The sequence below is a fragment of the Mycobacterium sp. SA01 genome, assembly GCF_041287105.1.
Taxonomy (GTDB): Bacteria; Actinomycetota; Actinomycetes; order Mycobacteriales; family Mycobacteriaceae; genus Mycobacterium.
This window is the reverse complement of sequence record NZ_JBGGNO010000017.1, coordinates 466767-483208: the sequence shown is the minus strand read 5'-3', so window position 1 is coordinate 483208 and position 16442 is coordinate 466767. Positions and strand designations below refer to the sequence as shown.

The 16442-nt window shown below is 66.5% G+C and carries 18 protein-coding genes; 11 read left to right on the top strand and 7 right to left on the bottom strand.

All coding sequences use genetic code 11. The features are described 5' to 3' along the window. Window positions 1-13: 13 nt before the first annotated feature. The 7 genes from lysS (at window position 14) to AB4879_RS12510 (ending at window position 6987) form a co-directional block, all read left to right on the top strand. The gene (gene lysS, locus AB4879_RS12540; protein WP_370507819.1) at window positions 14-1534 is read left to right on the top strand and encodes a lysine--tRNA ligase; all 1521 of its coding nucleotides are present in this window, start codon (window positions 14-16) and stop codon (window positions 1532-1534) included. Window positions 1535-1649: 115 nt separating this feature from the next. After that, window positions 1650-1991, top strand: a complete 342-nt coding sequence (lsr2, locus tag AB4879_RS12535) for a histone-like nucleoid-structuring protein Lsr2 (protein WP_036341782.1) — start codon at window positions 1650-1652, stop codon at window positions 1989-1991. A 251-nt stretch (window positions 1992-2242) separates the two neighbouring features. After that, the gene (gene clpC1, locus AB4879_RS12530; RefSeq protein ID WP_370507818.1) at window positions 2243-4771 is read left to right on the top strand and encodes an ATP-dependent protease ATP-binding subunit ClpC; all 2529 of its coding nucleotides are present in this window, start codon (window positions 2243-2245) and stop codon (window positions 4769-4771) included. 107 nt (window positions 4772-4878) lie between these two features. After that, entirely contained in the window at window positions 4879-5247 is a 369-nt protein-coding gene (locus AB4879_RS12525; protein ID WP_036341780.1) for a YbjQ family protein, read from the top strand. 145 nt (window positions 5248-5392) lie between these two features. Then, a complete protein-coding gene (locus AB4879_RS12520) occupies window positions 5393-5605 on the top strand; it encodes a CbtB-domain containing protein (protein WP_083118814.1) in 213 nt (70 codons plus the stop codon). 24 nt (window positions 5606-5629) lie between these two features. Beyond that, window positions 5630-6433 (top strand): CbtA family protein, encoded by an 804-nt coding sequence (locus AB4879_RS12515; protein WP_102807335.1) that lies wholly within the window; start codon window positions 5630-5632, stop codon window positions 6431-6433. Beyond that, window positions 6430-6987 carry a histidine phosphatase family protein gene (locus AB4879_RS12510; RefSeq protein ID WP_102807334.1) on the top strand — a complete coding sequence of 186 codons (558 nt, stop codon included), beginning with the start codon at window positions 6430-6432 and terminating at the stop codon, window positions 6985-6987. The genes AB4879_RS12515 and AB4879_RS12510 overlap by 4 nt, the downstream gene beginning before the upstream one ends. Here AB4879_RS12510 and AB4879_RS12505 read toward each other — a convergent pair. Then, a complete protein-coding gene (locus AB4879_RS12505) occupies window positions 6967-8331 on the bottom strand; it encodes a serine hydrolase (protein ID WP_370507817.1) in 1365 nt (454 codons plus the stop codon). The two genes, AB4879_RS12510 and AB4879_RS12505, sit on opposite strands and share 21 nt — an antisense overlap. After that, window positions 8306-8623 (bottom strand): mycobilin-forming heme oxygenase MhuD, encoded by a 318-nt coding sequence (gene mhuD / locus AB4879_RS12500; RefSeq protein WP_036341775.1) that lies wholly within the window; start codon window positions 8621-8623, stop codon window positions 8306-8308. The genes AB4879_RS12505 and mhuD overlap by 26 nt, the downstream gene beginning before the upstream one ends. A 55-nt stretch (window positions 8624-8678) precedes the next feature. Here mhuD and AB4879_RS12495 point away from each other — a divergent pair, with 55 nt between their 5' ends. Beyond that, the gene (locus tag AB4879_RS12495; RefSeq protein WP_102807332.1) at window positions 8679-9452 is read left to right on the top strand and encodes an alpha/beta fold hydrolase; all 774 of its coding nucleotides are present in this window, start codon (window positions 8679-8681) and stop codon (window positions 9450-9452) included. On the opposite strand, the gene AB4879_RS12490 is transcribed toward AB4879_RS12495, so the two are convergent. Next, on the bottom strand, window positions 9426-9623 hold the full coding sequence (locus tag AB4879_RS12490; protein ID WP_102807331.1) for a hypothetical protein: 198 nt from the start codon (window positions 9621-9623) through the stop codon (window positions 9426-9428). The genes AB4879_RS12495 and AB4879_RS12490 overlap by 27 nt on opposite strands. A 71-nt stretch (window positions 9624-9694) precedes the next feature. Here AB4879_RS12490 and AB4879_RS12485 point away from each other — a divergent pair, with 71 nt between their 5' ends. Next, window positions 9695-10654, top strand: coding sequence for a GlxA family transcriptional regulator (locus tag AB4879_RS12485; RefSeq protein ID WP_370507816.1), 960 nt, complete (start codon window positions 9695-9697; stop codon window positions 10652-10654). Here the strand turns inward: AB4879_RS12485 and AB4879_RS12480 are convergent. After that, window positions 10651-11526, bottom strand: coding sequence for an A/G-specific adenine glycosylase (locus AB4879_RS12480; RefSeq protein ID WP_370507815.1), 876 nt, complete (start codon window positions 11524-11526; stop codon window positions 10651-10653). The two genes, AB4879_RS12485 and AB4879_RS12480, sit on opposite strands and share 4 nt — an antisense overlap. A gap of 37 nt (window positions 11527-11563) precedes the next feature. On the opposite strand from AB4879_RS12480, the gene AB4879_RS12475 reads away from it, so the two are divergent. Both AB4879_RS12475 and AB4879_RS12470 read left to right on the top strand, forming a co-directional pair. Then, window positions 11564-12181 carry a carbonic anhydrase gene (locus tag AB4879_RS12475; protein WP_102807393.1) on the top strand — a complete coding sequence of 206 codons (618 nt, stop codon included), beginning with the start codon at window positions 11564-11566 and terminating at the stop codon, window positions 12179-12181. Window positions 12182-12270: 89 nt separating this feature from the next. Beyond that, window positions 12271-13056 (top strand): hypothetical protein, encoded by a 786-nt coding sequence (locus AB4879_RS12470; protein WP_370507897.1) that lies wholly within the window; start codon window positions 12271-12273, stop codon window positions 13054-13056. Window positions 13057-13070: 14 nt separating this feature from the next. On the opposite strand, the gene disA is transcribed toward AB4879_RS12470, so the two are convergent. Genes disA through AB4879_RS12455 form a run of 3 tightly spaced genes read right to left on the bottom strand, consistent with a single transcriptional unit; the run spans window position 13071 to window position 16231 of the window. Further along, window positions 13071-14180, bottom strand: coding sequence for a DNA integrity scanning diadenylate cyclase DisA (disA, locus tag AB4879_RS12465; protein WP_199189877.1), 1110 nt, complete (start codon window positions 14178-14180; stop codon window positions 13071-13073). Beyond that, window positions 14177-15625, bottom strand: a complete 1449-nt coding sequence (gene radA / locus AB4879_RS12460) for a DNA repair protein RadA (protein WP_370507814.1) — start codon at window positions 15623-15625, stop codon at window positions 14177-14179. The genes disA and radA overlap by 4 nt, the downstream gene beginning before the upstream one ends. A 57-nt stretch (window positions 15626-15682) precedes the next feature. Further along, complete coding sequence (locus tag AB4879_RS12455; protein WP_370507813.1) at window positions 15683-16231, bottom strand: hypothetical protein; 549 nt, start codon at window positions 16229-16231, stop codon at window positions 15683-15685. Window positions 16232-16442: the final 211 nt, after the last annotated feature.

Genomic DNA, 16442 nt, shown 5'->3' with positions numbered 1-16442 from the left:
AAGCTGGCACGTCGTGAGCTCTGCTGATACTCCGGAAACCGACCACGCGGACTCCGACGTCCCCGAGCAGTTCCGGATTCGCCAGGGCAAGCGCGAGGCCTTGTTGGCCGACGGGAAAGACCCCTATCCCGTCTCGGTGCCGCGAACCCATTCGCTGGCCCAGATCAGGGCCGCGTATCCCGATCTGGAAGCCGACTCCGCCACCGGCGACATCGTCGGCGTCACCGGCCGGGTGGTGTTCGCCCGCAACTCGGGCAAGTTGTGCTTCGCCACCCTGCAGGAAGGCGACGGGACCCAGCTGCAGGCCATGATCAGCCTGGCCGGCGTCGGTGAGGACGCCCTCGAAGCCTGGAAGACCGAGGTGGATCTCGGTGACATCGTGTTCGTGCACGGAGAGGTGATCAGTTCCCGCCGCGGGGAACTCTCGGTGCTGGCCGATTCGTGGCAGATGGCCAGCAAGGCGTTGCGTCCACTGCCCGTCGCTCACAAGGAAATGAGCGAAGAGTCGCGCGTCCGGCAGCGCTACGTCGACCTGATCGTGCGCCCGCAAGCCCGCACCGTGGCCCGGCAACGCATCGCGGTGGTCCGTGCACTGCGCAATGCGTTGGATCGTCGCGGGTTCCTCGAAGTCGAAACGCCGATGCTGCAGACGCTCGCCGGTGGTGCGGCAGCACGGCCGTTCATCACCCACTCGAACGCGCTCGACGCCGACCTGTATCTGCGGATCGCGCCGGAGTTGTTCCTCAAGCGATGCGTGGTGGGTGGTCTCGAGAAGGTTTTCGAGCTCAATCGAAACTTCCGAAACGAAGGCGCCGATTCGACGCATTCGCCGGAATTCTCCATGCTCGAGACTTATCAAGCATGGGGTACGTATGACGATTCGGCGATCGTCACCCGTGAAGTTATTCAGGAAGTTGCGGATGAGGCGATCGGCACGCGGCAAGTGCCATTGCCGGACGGCACAATCTATGACCTCGACGGTGAATGGCCGTCACTGGAAATGTACCCGTCGTTGTCTGAAGCCCTCGGTGAAGAGATCACCCCGAACACGTCGCTGGAATATCTCCTCACTATTGCCGACCGGCTCGAGGTGGAGATCCCGCGGGATCGCGGCTACGGGCACGGCAAGGTGATCGAAGAACTGTGGGAGCACACAGTCGGGGACACATTGTGGGCCCCGACATTCGTCAAGGATTTCCCGGTCGAAACCACACCGCTGACCCGCCAGCACCGCAGCATCCCCGGCGTCACGGAGAAGTGGGATCTCTACGTGCGCGGGTTCGAATTGGCCACCGGCTATTCCGAGCTGGTCGACCCGATCGTGCAGCGCGAGCGCTTCGAGGCCCAAGCCAGGGCGGCCGCGGCGGGCGATGACGAGGCGATGGCACTCGACGAGGATTTCCTCGCGGCAATGGAGTATGCGATGCCCCCGACGACGGGAACCGGAATGGGCGTCGATCGTCTGCTGATGGCACTCACCGGCTTGTCAATTCGGGAAACTGTTTTGTTCCCGATTGTTCGCCGACATGGCTGAGGTGCGCTTATCCGAGCTACGTTGAATGATGTGGGCCACTGTGGCACATTGGTTCGCATGGGGAAGACGCTCGACTATGGGTTGTTGAGCGCAGGCAGAAGGATTCAGTGAGGCAATGGCCAAAAAAGTGACCGTCACTCTCGTCGACGATTTCGACGGTGCGGGCGCAGCCGATGAAACGGTCGAATTCGCGCTCGATGGAGTGAGCTATGAGATCGATCTTTCTTCAAAGAATGCTCAGAAACTGCGTAACGATCTCAAGCAGTGGGTCGAAGCCAGCCGCCGCGTGGGCGGCCGTCGCCGTGGTCGCTCGGGCCCGGCCGGCCGTGGCCGCGCGAGCATCGATCGGGAGCAGAGCGCCGCGATCCGGGAATGGGCGCGCCGCAATGGCCACAAGGTGTCGACGCGGGGACGCATCCCGGCCGACATCATCGACGCCTTCCACGCCGCAACCTAGGCCCCAGCTAACCTGCTCGTCCCACACCGCGAGGAAGGTGGCGGCGCCGTTTCGCTCGCGGCGAAGCGGACGCCGGTGATTGCCGGAAACGATTCGCAGCTCCGCCGCGTTGGTGTGCTAGGTCCGCACCGCTAGGGAAAGCGGTAAGGGTGACAAGGGAGGACGCCTTCCCGGGCCGCCCATTAGAGTGGACGACAGGTACGTGGTGACTACCGCTGTACCTAATCGTGATGGAGAGCAGGTAACCGAGGATGTTCGAGAGATTCACCGACCGTGCCCGCAGGGTCGTCGTCCTGGCTCAAGAAGAGGCCCGGATGCTCAACCACAACTACATCGGCACCGAGCACATCCTGCTGGGACTTATTCATGAGGGTGAAGGCGTAGCCGCCAAGTCACTGGAGTCGCTGGGCATCTCACTTGAAGGTGTCCGCAGCCAGGTCGAGGAGATCATCGGTCAGGGCCAGCAGGCCCCGTCCGGGCACATCCCCTTCACCCCGCGCGCCAAAAAGGTTCTCGAGCTGAGCCTTCGCGAGGCGCTGCAGCTCGGCCACAACTACATCGGCACCGAGCACATTCTGCTCGGCCTGATCCGCGAGGGCGAGGGCGTCGCCGCCCAGGTGCTCGTGAAGCTCGGCGCCGAACTGACCCGGGTGCGCCAGCAGGTCATCCAGCTGCTGAGCGGCTACCAGGGCAAGGAGACCGCGGAAGCCGGCACCGGCGGCCGTGGCGGCGAGTCCGGCAACCCGTCGACGTCGCTGGTCCTCGACCAGTTCGGCCGCAACCTCACCGCGGCCGCCATGGAGGGCAAGCTCGACCCGGTCATCGGCCGCGAGAAGGAAATCGAGCGGGTGATGCAGGTGTTGAGCCGGCGCACCAAGAACAACCCGGTGCTGATCGGCGAGCCCGGTGTCGGTAAGACAGCCGTCGTCGAGGGCCTGGCCCAGGCCATCGTGCACGGCGAGGTTCCCGAGACACTCAAGGACAAGCAGCTGTACACCCTCGACCTCGGGTCGCTGGTGGCCGGCAGCCGTTACCGCGGTGATTTCGAGGAGCGCCTCAAGAAGGTGCTCAAGGAGATCAACACCCGCGGCGACATCATCCTGTTCATCGACGAGCTGCACACGCTGGTCGGTGCGGGTGCCGCCGAAGGTGCCATCGACGCGGCGTCGATCCTCAAGCCGAAGCTGGCTCGAGGCGAGCTGCAGACGATCGGCGCCACCACGCTCGACGAGTACCGCAAGTACATCGAGAAGGACGCCGCCCTGGAGCGCCGGTTCCAGCCGGTCCAGGTTGGTGAGCCGACGGTGGCGCACACCATCGAGATCCTGAAGGGTCTGCGCGACCGGTACGAGGCCCACCACCGGGTGTCGATCACCGACTCGGCGATGGTCGCGGCGGCGACGTTGGCCGACCGCTACATCAACGACCGGTTCCTGCCGGACAAGGCGATCGACCTGATCGACGAGGCCGGTGCGCGCATGCGCATCCGCCGGATGACCGCGCCGCCAGACCTGCGTGAGTTCGACGAGAAGATCGCCGACGCTCGCCGGGAGAAGGAATCCGCGATCGACGCCCAGGACTTCGAGAAGGCTGCGAACCTGCGGGACCGGGAGAAGCAACTGGTCGCGCAGCGCGCTGAGCGTGAAAAGCAGTGGCGCTCAGGCGATCTCGATGTTGTCGCCGAGGTCGACGATGAGCAGATCGCGGAGGTGCTCGGCAACTGGACCGGTATCCCCGTGTTCAAGCTGACCGAGGAGGAGACCACCCGGCTGCTGCGCATGGAGGACGAGCTGCACAAGCGGATCATCGGCCAGGAGGATGCGGTCCGGGCGGTCAGCAAGGCCATCCGCCGCACCCGCGCAGGCCTGAAGGATCCCAAGCGCCCGTCCGGCTCGTTCATCTTCGCCGGCCCGTCCGGCGTCGGTAAGACCGAGCTGTCCAAGGCGCTGGCGGAGTTCCTGTTCGGCGACGACGACGCACTCATCCAGATCGACATGGGCGAGTTCCACGACCGCTTCACCGCGTCGCGGCTGTTCGGTGCCCCGCCCGGATACGTCGGCTACGAGGAGGGCGGCCAGCTCACCGAGAAGGTGCGGCGCAAGCCGTTCTCGGTGGTGCTGTTCGACGAGATCGAGAAGGCCCACCAGGAGATCTACAACACCCTGTTGCAGGTCCTCGAGGACGGCCGTCTCACCGACGGTCAGGGCCGCACGGTCGACTTCAAGAACACCGTGCTGATCTTCACCTCGAACCTGGGCACCTCCGACATCAGCAAGGCGGTCGGTCTCGGCTTCACCCAGGGTGGCGGCGAGAACAACTACGAGCGGATGAAGCAGAAGGTCAACGACGAGCTGAAGAAGCACTTCCGCCCGGAGTTCCTCAACCGCATCGACGACATCATCGTCTTCCACCAGCTGACTCAGGACGAGATCATCCAGATGGTCGACCTGATGGTGGGCCGGGTGTCCAAGCAGCTCAAGACCAAGGACATGGAGATGGAGCTGACCGACAACGCCAAGGCGCTGTTGGCCAAGCGCGGCTTCGATCCGGTGTTGGGTGCGCGGCCGCTGCGGCGGACCATCCAGCGCGAGATCGAGGACGCCCTCTCGGAGAAGATCCTCTTCGAAGAGGTCGGCCCCGGTCAGCTGGTCACGGTCGACGTGGAGAACTGGGACGGCGAAGGCGCCGGCGAGGACGCGAAGTTCACCTTCGCCGGTGGTCCCAAGCGTCCGGAGATCGCCGAGGCGGATCTGGCCAACGCAGGCACCGCCAGCGAGTAGGCACCAACGAAAAAGACCCCCGACGATGTCGGGGGTCTTTTTCGTATCGGCGATGAATTGTTTTCGTCCGCATCGATTCCCCCGCGCGCGACCGCTACCCTCTGCTCATGCTTGTGGTCACCACCAACGACATCCCCGGCTGGGAGATCCAGCGGGTGTGCGGCGAGGTCTTCGGTCTCACCGTGCGATCGCGCAATGCCTTCTCCCAGATGGGCGCGGGCTTCAAGAGCATGTTCGGCGGCGAGCTGCAGGGCATGACGAAGAACCTCGCGGAGAGCCGCAATGAGGCGATGAATCGCTTGATGACCGAGGCCCGCACCCGTGGCGGAAACGCGATCATCGGAATGCGGTTCGACACCACCGAACTCGGCGATGTCTGGACCGAAATCTGCGCCTACGGCACCGCGGTGCAGGCGGTCCCGGTCACCGATGCCGCCAAGTACACCGCGCAGCAGCTGGGTTACGGCGCCGGCTGACCCCGCGGAGGTATAGCATCCTCGGGGTAAGAGACGAGTCGAGGAATCTGGTGAAATTCCAGAACGGTCGCGCCACTGTTGACAGTCAGACCCGAGGCCCGTCATGGTTCGCATTGGGACGCGTAGCTCCCTGGAAGGACACCGAATGACTACTCCGCAGACAAAGAGCCACTCACGCGCCGTCGATCTCTCGGCCGCCAAAGCTGTCGTCTGGCTCTCGCTGACCGCCTTCTTCGCGCTGCTGGTGCTGTATTTCGTCGGTGTCGACCAAGGCGCCACCTCGGTCTTCGGCGACAACATGTACATCCACGAATTCGTGCATGACGCCCGCCACCTCCTCGGATTCCCCTGCCACTGAGCCGGCGGAAAACACTCCACGACAATGGAAAAATCAATAATTTGGCGCGGCATTCTGGCCGGCGCCCTCGCAGGCGTGTTCGGATTCGTCTGGTCCAAGATCTTCATCGAGCCGATCGTCGGACGAGCCATCGACTTCGAAGACGGCACCACCGCGGCGCATGAAGCCATGGAGGCGGCGTCCGCGCACGGGCACGGGCACAGCCATGAGGGCGGCGAGCTGTTCACTCGCACGGTGCAGTCCAACATCGGTATGGGACTGGGCGTGCTGCTCTTCAGCGTGGCGCTCGGCGCGTTGTTCGCTGTCGTGTTCTGCGTGGCGTACAGCCGCATCGACACCGTGTCGGCCCGCACGCTCGCAGTGCTGACCGCGGGCGCGATGCTCATCTCGCTGTGGGTGGTGCCGGCACTGAAGTATCCGCCCAGCCCGCCGGCCACCAGCCTCGACGAAACCATCAAGCAGCGCGCGCTGCTGTACATCCTGATGGTGGCGCTGTCGGCGCTGTTCATGGTCGCTGCGGTCTACCTCGCCTTCCAGCTCACGCCGAAGCTGGGTGCCTGGAACGCCACGCTGGCCGCCGGCGGCGCGTACATCGTCGCGGTCGCGATCGTGATGCTGCTGCTGCCGACGATCAACGAGACGCCGGGACCGATGGTGAATGACGCCGGAATGATTGTGTTCCCGGGCTTCCCGGCGACGGATCTCTATGAGTTCCGGCTGTATGCGCTGGGCACCCAGGTGATCGTCTGGACAACGATCGGTCTGGTCGGTGGGGCGATGCTGCACCGGCTGCTCGATAGCAAGCAGCAGGAACCCATCGCTGCGTGAGCGAGGTCGTCCGGCTGACCCTGGTGTCACACGCCATGACCGATGCCATGGCAGCCGGGCGATTTCCGCTCGACGAAGAGCTCAACCCCCTGGGTCGACGGCAGCTGACCGGGATCGACCTGGTTGCCGCCGATGAGGTGTTCTCCGGGCCGGAACTACGGGCACGACAGAGCGCGCACGCGCTCGGTCTTACGCCTGCAATTGATCCGCGGCTGGCCGACCTGGGGTGCGGTTCCTGGGGCGGACTGAGTCTCGACCAGGTGCAGCCCGGTGAGCTCACGCAGTGGTTGACCGACCCTGAAAGCCGCCCGCACAACGGCGAATCGGTGGTCGAGCTGATCGCGCGGGTACGCGGTTGGTTGGTCGATGTGGCCCGCACACCGGGGCGGGTTGTCGCTTTCACCCACCCGGCGGTTGTTCGCGCGGCGATCCTGAGCACCCTCGATGCGCCGCCACAATCGTTCTGGCGCATCGATATAGCACCGGCCAGCAGCACCGCCTTGCATCACCGAGGTTCGGGGTGGACGCTGCGCTCAGCGGTAGCGGGGCAGTAGCCCGAACACCTGCTTGATGATCATCATCGCCCAACCACCCGCGTTCGCGCTGTGGAAGCGGGGCCAGTTGAACTGGAAGCTGACCACCCAGGCCTGGCCGGTTCGGTCCACCGCGTACCAGCTGAAAGTCATCTCCCCGGGCAGGTTTCCGGCCTTCGCGGCGATGTAGGGCCACTCGGCGGGGTCGAGGTCGATACCCGCGGCTTCGGACATCACGTCCTTGACCGGAGCCGCACGGCCGACGGCGTTGTGCTGCAGGGCGGCGTGCACGCGGCAGATGTCCTCGGCGTTGGCATACCACTCCACGCCGTAGGTCGAGGCCGGTGTGTGGGAGCGCATCGGATCGGGGTCGTACGGGCGGGAATCCGCGTCGTGCAACAGGTTTCCCCGATTCGCCGGCACGGTCGTCTTCCACTGCTCACGCACATCGGGGTTGCCCCAGCCGATCGCGAACAGTTCCCGCATCGTCGGGAACGGCGTCATGCTCGCCGGGTCGTGGTGTCCGGCGGCGACCAGGGCCTCTTCGACGGCGTGGGTTCCCACCCGTCCGATCAGCATGTCGGTGGCCATGTTGTCGCTCGTGGAGATCATCTTGCCCGCGGCCTCGCGGACGGTGATCTGGGATCCGGGGGGAAGCTTGTCGAAGCCCGATGAACCGAGTTTCTTCAACTCGGCGGTGATCGTGAGCTTGTCGTCCCAGTTCACAGTTCCTGCCCTGACGGCAGTTTCAACCGCGTACAACACGTATGTCTTGAAAATCGAAGCCAGCGGCAGGGATTCAGTGGTGTTGGTACCCGCCACCTTCTCGCAGCGGCCGTCGTCGACTTTGGAGACCTGCCACGAATAACGGGCACCGGTGCGGTTCAGGGCGGTGTCGACGTCCTGCCACGATTCGATCTTCGGTTTCTCGGTGGTGACGACGAACCGGCTGACGAACGTGTCGTCGCCGATGCGCAGGTCGATGTCTTGGCGGGCGCCGTAGGAGGTCAGCATGTGCAGGGTGGCGACGTTGGCGCCGACTTCGACGCCGGCCAGCGTGTAGGGCCGGTCCCACCACAGCGAGTCCATGGTGTGGGCGACCGGGTCCACCAGGTCCGGAGCGGCCAGCGTCTTGACGCTCTCGTCTCCGATCGGCCAGTCCGAGTTCAGCATGTCCATCACCTGCTTGGCTCGGACGCCCTGCGGGGTGTTGAGGTCGATGCGGACACCCGCGCCGGCGTTGGCGGGCGGCGCGGGGGCTGATGTGCAGCTGGTTGCCAGGGCGGCGGACGCGATCACGGTGGCCGCCGCCACCGCACGCCGGCACACCCGGCGTGCGCTACGCCTTCGAGCCGGTCCCGGCAACGTCCAACACAACCTCGAACTCGAGCAGATGGGCACCCTTGGCCACCGGGTTCGCGCGCTCACCGGCGTGCGCGTGGATCGCCGGTCCGCTGGCCCAGGCCTGGAACGCCTCCTCGGACTCCCATGTGGTCACCACGAAGTAGCGGTCCTCGCCCTTGACGGGCCGCAGCAGTTGGAACCCGAGGAAGCCCGGCTGGTTGTCTACGGCGTGGGCGCGGTTGGCGAACCGCTTCTCCAGCTCTGGACCGGCGCCAGGCGGAATCTCGATTGCGTTGATCTTCACCACGGACATGGCGCAAGGTTACCGCGCCCGCCCGGGCCGGTGACCGACCGCGCAAGATGAACCGGTGAGCACTGAGCTGCTGACCTATCGGGGTGGCACCGGGAGGCCCGTGGTGTTGGTTCACGGCTTGATGGGCCGCGGCACCACGTGGTCGCGACAGGTGCCGTGGCTGGCCCGGTTCGGGTCGGTTCACACCTACGACGCACCGTGGCACCGCGGACGTGAGGTCGAGGATTCCGAACCGGTCAGCACCGAACGGTTCGTCACCGACCTCGGCGACGCCCTTGCACGCCTCGACGGGCCGGCCGTACTCGTCGGGCACTCGATGGGCGGTCTGCATTCCTGGTGCCTGGCTGCGCAGCGCCCCGACCTGGTGCGCGGGTTGGTGGTCGAGGACATGGCGCCGGACTTCGTCGGCCGCACGACCGGCCCGTGGGAACCGTGGGTGCATGCCCTGCCGGTCGAATACTCCACCGAACAGCAGGTTTTCGACGAATTCGGGCCGATCGCGGGGCGCTACTTCCTCGAAGCCTTCGACCGCACGGCGAGCGGCTGGCGGCTGCACGGCCAGCCCGCTCGCTGGATCGAGATCGCGGCGGAGTGGGGGACTCGGGATTACTGGCGGCAGTGGCAGGCGGTCCGGGCGCCGGTGTTGCTGATCGAGGCGGGTGACTCGGTGGCGCCGCCCGGGCAGATGCGCCGGATGGCCGAGCTGGGCGGGCCGTCGGCACGCTACGTCCATGTCCCCGGGGCAGGCCACCTCGTTCACGACGACGCCCCGGATCGGTACCGGGACGCCGTCGAGTCGTTCCTAGCGGCGCTCCCCGAGAGCACCTGACGACGGCCAGGTCGGATGGTGTTCGAACCTGGTCCGTACGGCGTCGAGATCGTGGGCGATCCGGCGCAGGTCGGCATCGTCTGCGAAGAGTGGACCGACCATCGGTGCCCACACCCGGAATTGATCGGGGTGCAGATGCAGTTTCTTGGCGATGGCGGCGAATGCGTTCATGGCAGTAATGCTGCGGGGAAAAAGATTCCGCCAACAGTGGCAGTACTGACCCGGTGAGATAAAATTCTGCCATGCCTTTGAAGAGTGTCTCGGCGCTGGTTCTGAACAACGTCGCCGTCTTCGAGTTCGGCGTGGTCTGCGAAGTCTTCGGAATCGACCGGGCGGCAGACGGTGTGCCCAACTTCGATTTCAAGGTGTGCGGTCCGCAGGCAGGCGTGCCGCTGCGCACCAGTGTCGGCGCCACCCTGGTGCCCGACCATGGCCTCGACGCCCTGATCGGCGCCGACGTGGTGGCGGTATCGGCGGTCACCGGCCCGGTCGAGGCGTACCCGCCGGAAGCTCTGGAAGCCCTGCGGGCCGCGCATGCGGCCGGGTCGACGATCCTGACCGTGTGTTCCGGCGCCTTCGTGGCGGGCGAAGCGGGCCTGCTCGACGGACGCCGCTGCACCACGCACTGGATGCACGCCGACGACCTCGCGCAGCGTTATCCGACGGCGATCATCGACCGCAATGTGCTGTTCGTCGACGATGGCGATCTGGTGACCAGCGCCGGTACCGCCGCCGGCATCGACGCGTGCCTGCACCTGGTGCGCCGTGAACTCGGCAGCGCGGTCACCAACATCATCGCTAGGCGAATGGTGGTTCCTCCGCAGCGCGACGGCGGCCAGCGTCAGTACATCGAGCAACCCATCCCCGCGCGATGCTCGGAAGGCTTTGCGCCGCAACTGGATTGGATTCTGTCCAACCTCGACAAGCCGCACACGGTCACGAGCATGGCTCGCCGAGCCAACATGTCGGCGCGCACGTTCGCGCGGCGCTTCGTCGAGGAGGCCGGCACCACGCCCATGCAGTGGGTCACCGATCAGCGGGTGCTCTACGCCCGCCGCATGCTCGAGGAGACCGATCTGGACGTCGACCGCATCGCCGAGCGGGCGGGATTCGGCAATGCCACGCTGCTACGCCACCACTTCCGCCGGATCGTCGGCGTCACCCCGTCGGACTACCGCCGCCGGTTCGCCCGGTCTGCCTAGTCGGCCTCACCGCACAGCGCGAACCGGCCATCGGCGGTCTGTTCAACCAGGCCGTCCACCAGAAGTGAATCCAGCGCGCGGTCGCGCTGTGCGGTATCGGTCAGCCAGACGACGTCAAGCTGCTCGCGCGGTACCGGAGAAGTGCTGGCGCGCAACACATCCAGCAACTTCCCGCGTACCTGCCGGTCGGTGCCGGCAAACCGCTGGGCGGGTCGTGGCGCGGTCGCCGCAGGCGGGTGGCCGGCGGCCCGCCAGGCGCAAACACTCAGCGGGCACACCCCGCACTTGGGCGAGCGCGCCGTGCACACCGTCGCGCCGAGCTCCATCAGCGCCGCCGAGAACACGGGCGCCGTCTCGTCATCGGGCATCAGCGCCAAGACGTCGGCCATATCTCTTGTGGCGGAGGGATTTCCAGCATCGGCGCGGCCGTGGATCGCGCGCGCCACGACCCGTCGGACATTGGTGTCCACCACCGGCACGCTCTGCTGGTAGGCGAAACAGGCCACCGCGCGGGCGGTGTAGGAGCCGACACCGGGCAGGGTCAACAACACCTCGACATCGTCGGGCACCCGGTCGTCGTGTTCGGTGGCGATCACGGTCGCGCACTCGTGCAGGCGCTTTGCTCGGCGCGGATAGCCGAGCTTGCCCCAGGCGCGAAGCACGTCCGCGGCGCTGGCTGCAGCCGTCGCCGACGGTGTCGGCCAGCGCGCCACCCAATCCAGCCAGATGGGCGCCACCCGCGCGACCGGAGTCTGCTGCAGCATGAATTCGCTGACCAGGATTTGCCACGCCGTCACATCGGGAGCGCGCCACGGCAGGTCGCGCCGGGCATGCCCGTACCACACGACGAGCTCGTCACAAATGGAACTCATATAGTTTCGAGGTGACAGACAAGGCAGAATGACGGCCATGCCGAACACCAGCCCGATAACCGCATGGAAGGCACTCAAAGAGGGTAACGAGCGATTCGTTGCCGGCCAGCCAGAGCATCCCAGCCAGAGCATCGAGGACCGTGCGCGGTTGGCCGGGGGGCAAACCCCGACCGCAGTCATCTTCGGGTGCGCTGACAGCCGGGTTGCCGCCGAGATCATCTTCGACCAGGGCCTGGGCGACATGTTCGTGGTTCGCACGGCGGGACACGTCATCGACTCCGCGGTGCTGGGATCCATCGAGTACGCGGTCGGCGTTCTCAACGTGCCGCTGATCGCCGTCCTCGGACACGACAGCTGTGGCGCGGTCAAGGCGACGTTGTCCGCCCTCGACGACGGCGCGGTGCCCGGCGGATACATTCGCGATCTCGTCGAGCGGGTGACACCGTCGATCCTGGTGGGTCGCCGCGAGGGCCTGACCCGCGTCGACGAGTTCGAGGCCCGCCATGTCGTCGAGACCGGCACGCAGCTGATGGCCCGGTCCGCCCTCATCGCCGAGCGGGTCGCCGCCGGCACGCTGGCCATCGTGGGCCTGACCTATCACCTCGCCGACGGCAAAGTTGCGTTGCGCGAACACCTCGGCGATATCGGCGAATAAACACTTTTCCAGCTAGCTAACAAGGCGACACGCCGAGCGGGGTCGGACAACTCGCGGTGACCTGCCCTTACCGTGGAAACGTGCTGGATCTGGATCTGGAACCGCGTGGACCCCTACCCTCGCAAATCTATTGGCGACGCCGTGCTCTGGCAATCGGCATCGTCGCGGTAGTTACCGCAATCGTCGTCGGGGTGGCCTTCATCGTCTTCAGCGGTGGCTCGGATTCGAAGAGCGCCGTGAAGACCACGCCCGTGGCTCAACCGCAGAATCCCCAGCCGGACAACAAGACTCCCGTCGTCGCGCCGCCGCCGCCGGCGGAGACCCCGTCGGGACCCGTCGCGGTCGCACCGACGCCCACCGAGGCCGTCGTGCCACCGCCGGTGCTCAAAGAGGGCGACGACTGCCCGGATTCCAACCTGGCGGTCAAGGGCATCACCAACCAGCCGCAGTACGCGATCGGCGACCAGCCGAAGTTCACCATGGTCGTCACCAATATCGGTCTGGTGGCCTGCAAGCGTGACGTCGGTGCAGCCGTGCTCGCCGCCTACGTGTACTCGATGGACGGCAAGCGGTTGTGGTCGAACCTCGACTGCGCGCCGTCGAACGAGACGCTGGTCAAGACGTTCAACCCGGGTGAGCAGGTGACCACCGAGGTGACCTGGACCGCCATGGGCTCCGCACCGCAGTGCCCGCTGCCGCGCCAGCCGATCGGACCCGGCACCTACAACCTGGTGGTCCAGCTGGGCAACCTGCGTTCAGCGACGGTGCCGTTCATCCTGGCCGACGCTCCGCCGCCGGGTGCCGCACCAGCCGCCGGGCAGCAGCTGCCCGCCGGTGCCCCGGGCGAGGCCCCGCCGCCGGCGCCCGCGGGGTAAGCATTCAGATAGCGTCAGACCAGCCGGTCGGCGATGGTCGACTCGGCCAGCTGCGACAAGCCCTCGCGAACGTGCCGTGCCCACATCGCGCCGATGCCGTCGACGGACTGCAGGTCGGTGGCGCTGGCTGCCAGCAGTCCCTGTAGCGAACCGAAGCGGCGTACCAGCAGGTCGACGTGGGCGAACTGCAGGCGCGGGATGCCGGCCATCGCCCGATAGCCACGCGCGCTGAGCGCCGAATCCTGCGCCTCCGCCGTCGAGGGATAGCCGAATACGCGCGACAGCGCGGTGAAGTCCAACAGTTCGGTGTCCGACAGCGAGTCCAATTCGGCCAGCGTCGAGGCGACCTGAGCCTTCGACGGCGGGTCGGGGTTGGCGTGATAGTCACGCATGATCAGCTCGCGGGCGGTGTCGTTGCCGCCGAGCAGTTCTTCGAGCTGTAGTCGCAGCTGTCTGCCATCGGTGCCGAGTTCCACTGCGTCATAATCGATTTCGAGTCCGATGCGGCGAACCATCTCGAGCCGCTGCACCACCGTCATGACGTCGCGCAGCGTGACGAAGTCCTCGATCTCGGCGGTGGACAGCTGCCGGGACACCTCGTCGAGGCGAGCCTTGTAGCGCTCCAACGTGGCGATCGCCTGGTTGGCCCGCGACAGGATGGTGGCTGAGTCGGCCACCACGTGGCGCTCGCCGGAGACGTACACCGTGACGATGTTCATCGAGTGGCTCACCGAGACCACCGGATAGCCGGTCTGGATCGCGGTGCGCTCGGCGGAGCGGTGCCGGGTTCCGGACTCGTCGGTGGGGATCGTCGGATCCGGGACCAGTTGGACGTTGGCCCGTACGATCCGGCTGCCGTCGGTGGACAGCACGACGGCGCCGTCCATCTTCGACAGCTCGCGCAACCGGGTCGGGGCGAACCGCACATCAAGGGAGAACCCGCCGTCGCAGATCGTCTCGACCCGCTCGTCGTAGCCCAGAACGATCAGCGCACCCGTGCGACCACGCAGGATGCGCTCCAGGCCGTCGCGAAGGGCAGTGCCGGGCGCCAGTCGCCCGATGGTCTCGCGCAGCGTGACCGCCGTTGGCTGGGCGGAGCCGCTGGCTCCGTTGACGGTGCTCACAGCCACTTATTGTCCACTGCGTCGAGGTCGTTACTCGACCCCTCCCGCCGAAGCTGCGTGACGACCTTGTCGTAGGGCCGTTTTGCGATCGTCAACATCGAGCGCAGGGCGTCACCGATGGTGGCCGATTCGATGGCTTTGAAGCCCTTGGGGACGGCGCCGCACCCCATCGGTACGAGCGCCTCGGTGAAGCCAAGGCGTGCCGCTTCGGCGAGTCGGCGGTCCATTCCGGTGACGCGGCGCAGATCCCCGGCTAGGCCCACTTCGCCGATCACCACGGTGGTGCTGGGCAGCGGCAGGTCCGCGTAGGCCGATGCCATCGCCATCGCGACCGCCAGGTCCGACGAGGGATCCATCAACCGCATCCCGCCGACGGTGGACAGATAGATGTCGGTGGCGCTGACCTTGAGGTTGGCCCGCCGCTCCAGCACCGCGGCGATCATCGCCGCCCGTGAACTGTCCACCCCGCTGACCGCGCGGCGTTGCGGTGCGTTCTCGGGACGGTAGGCCAACAGGGCCTGGATCTCGCCGATCAGCGGGCGCTTACCGTCGAGCGCCACCGTGACCGCGGTGCCGGGTACCGGGTTGGGCCGGTCGTCGAGAAACAACCCGGACGGATCGGAAATCCCCTGAATACCGTTGTCCTGCAATACGAAACAGCCGACCTCATCGGAGGCGCCGAAGCGGTTCTTCACCCCGCGGACCATCCGGAGGGTGGAGTTGCGGTCGCCCTCGAAGTGCAGCACCACGTCCACCAGATGCTCCAGCGAGCGCGGCCCGGCGATCGCTCCGTCCTTTGTGACGTGGCCGACCAGCACCAGCGCCACGCCGCTCGACTTGGCCGCGGCGGTCAGCGCAGTCGTCACCGCGCGTACCTGGGTCACTCCGCCGACCACGCCGTCGGTGTCACCGGCTGTCATCGTCTGCACCGAGTCGACCACCACCAGACTCGGCTGCACCGCCTCGATATGGCCGAGCACGGTGTTGATGTCGGTTTCAGCGGCCAGGAACACCTCGTCATGGGTGCAGCCGGTCCGCTCAGCGCGCATCCGGATCTGGCCCGCGGACTCTTCGCCGGAGACATACAGCGCGCGCCGGCCCGAACTCGCCCACCGGTGCACCACGTCGAGCAGCAGTGTGGACTTGCCGACCCCGGGATCACCGGCCAGCAGGCTGACCGAGCCGGGCACCACCCCGCCGCCGAGGACTCGGTCGAGTTCGTCGACGCCGGTGGGGAAGTGACGGGTGCGGTCGGGGTTGATGGAGCTGATCGGTACCGCGGGGGTGGAGGGCACGACGGCGCGCTGTGCAGTGGTGCCGGCGGCGCTCGCCCCGGCCACCTCGTCGACCGTGCCCCAGGTTCCGCACTCCGGGCAACGGCCGACCCACTTGGCCATTACATGGCGGCATTCCGAACAGCGATATTGCGAACGCGCCTTGGCCACGGCCGTGACGCTATCGGGTGGGTCCGACAGATCCGCGTATTAGCGGTCCGTGTCAGCTCACTCCTGGCCTGCGGGTGCCCCTTGCCGCTCCGCGCCACCCGCCGAGATGGGCACCTGGACTGTCGCCTGGCCGGCCTTCTCGAAGGTGAAGGTGAAGCCATAGGTCAGGCCGTTGGAAATCGGCTGGGTGAGAGTGACCTCGGCTTTGGCCGGCTGCACACTGCCCATCGGCGCCGCTTCGGCCTGGCCGTCGGCACTGCCGACGATCAAGGACGTTCCGGCCGGGATCGAGGTGTTTCCGGTCAGCTCGACCGAACCCACGTCGGAGCTGACGCTGACCAGCTTGTCGTTGGTGTCCGGGGAGATGTTTGCCGCGGCGAAGATCAGCTCGACGGCGCGCCCCGGCTTCAGGGCGTCACCGGATTGCACTGCCTGGATGTGCACGTTGCGCAGCGCGATGCTTCCGACATTCGCGGTGGCGCCGTTGACGGCCGACTGCTGGTCGGCGGTCTGCGAGATCTGGCCCGCACCGCACCCTGTCAGGATCAGGCCGCAGGCCGCCAGGCCAGCGGATGCGGCGACGAGGCGATTCGTCAAGCGGTTCACAACAGCCTCCTGCTCGGCCCGTGTGGACGGCTTCGTCGCGCCGCCGCGGTTCGACTATGCACAGTAGTAGGTAGCGTCGCGCGGCGGTAGCTGAGGGTTCACGGGGCGGTGACAGAAGTGCGCGGCCGGGACCGGGCGGGGGTGTGCTGAGCAGTGGGTACGAGCGCCCGCGTTGCACGCTTTCGTCACCCTGTCAACCCCCTCTCTTCAC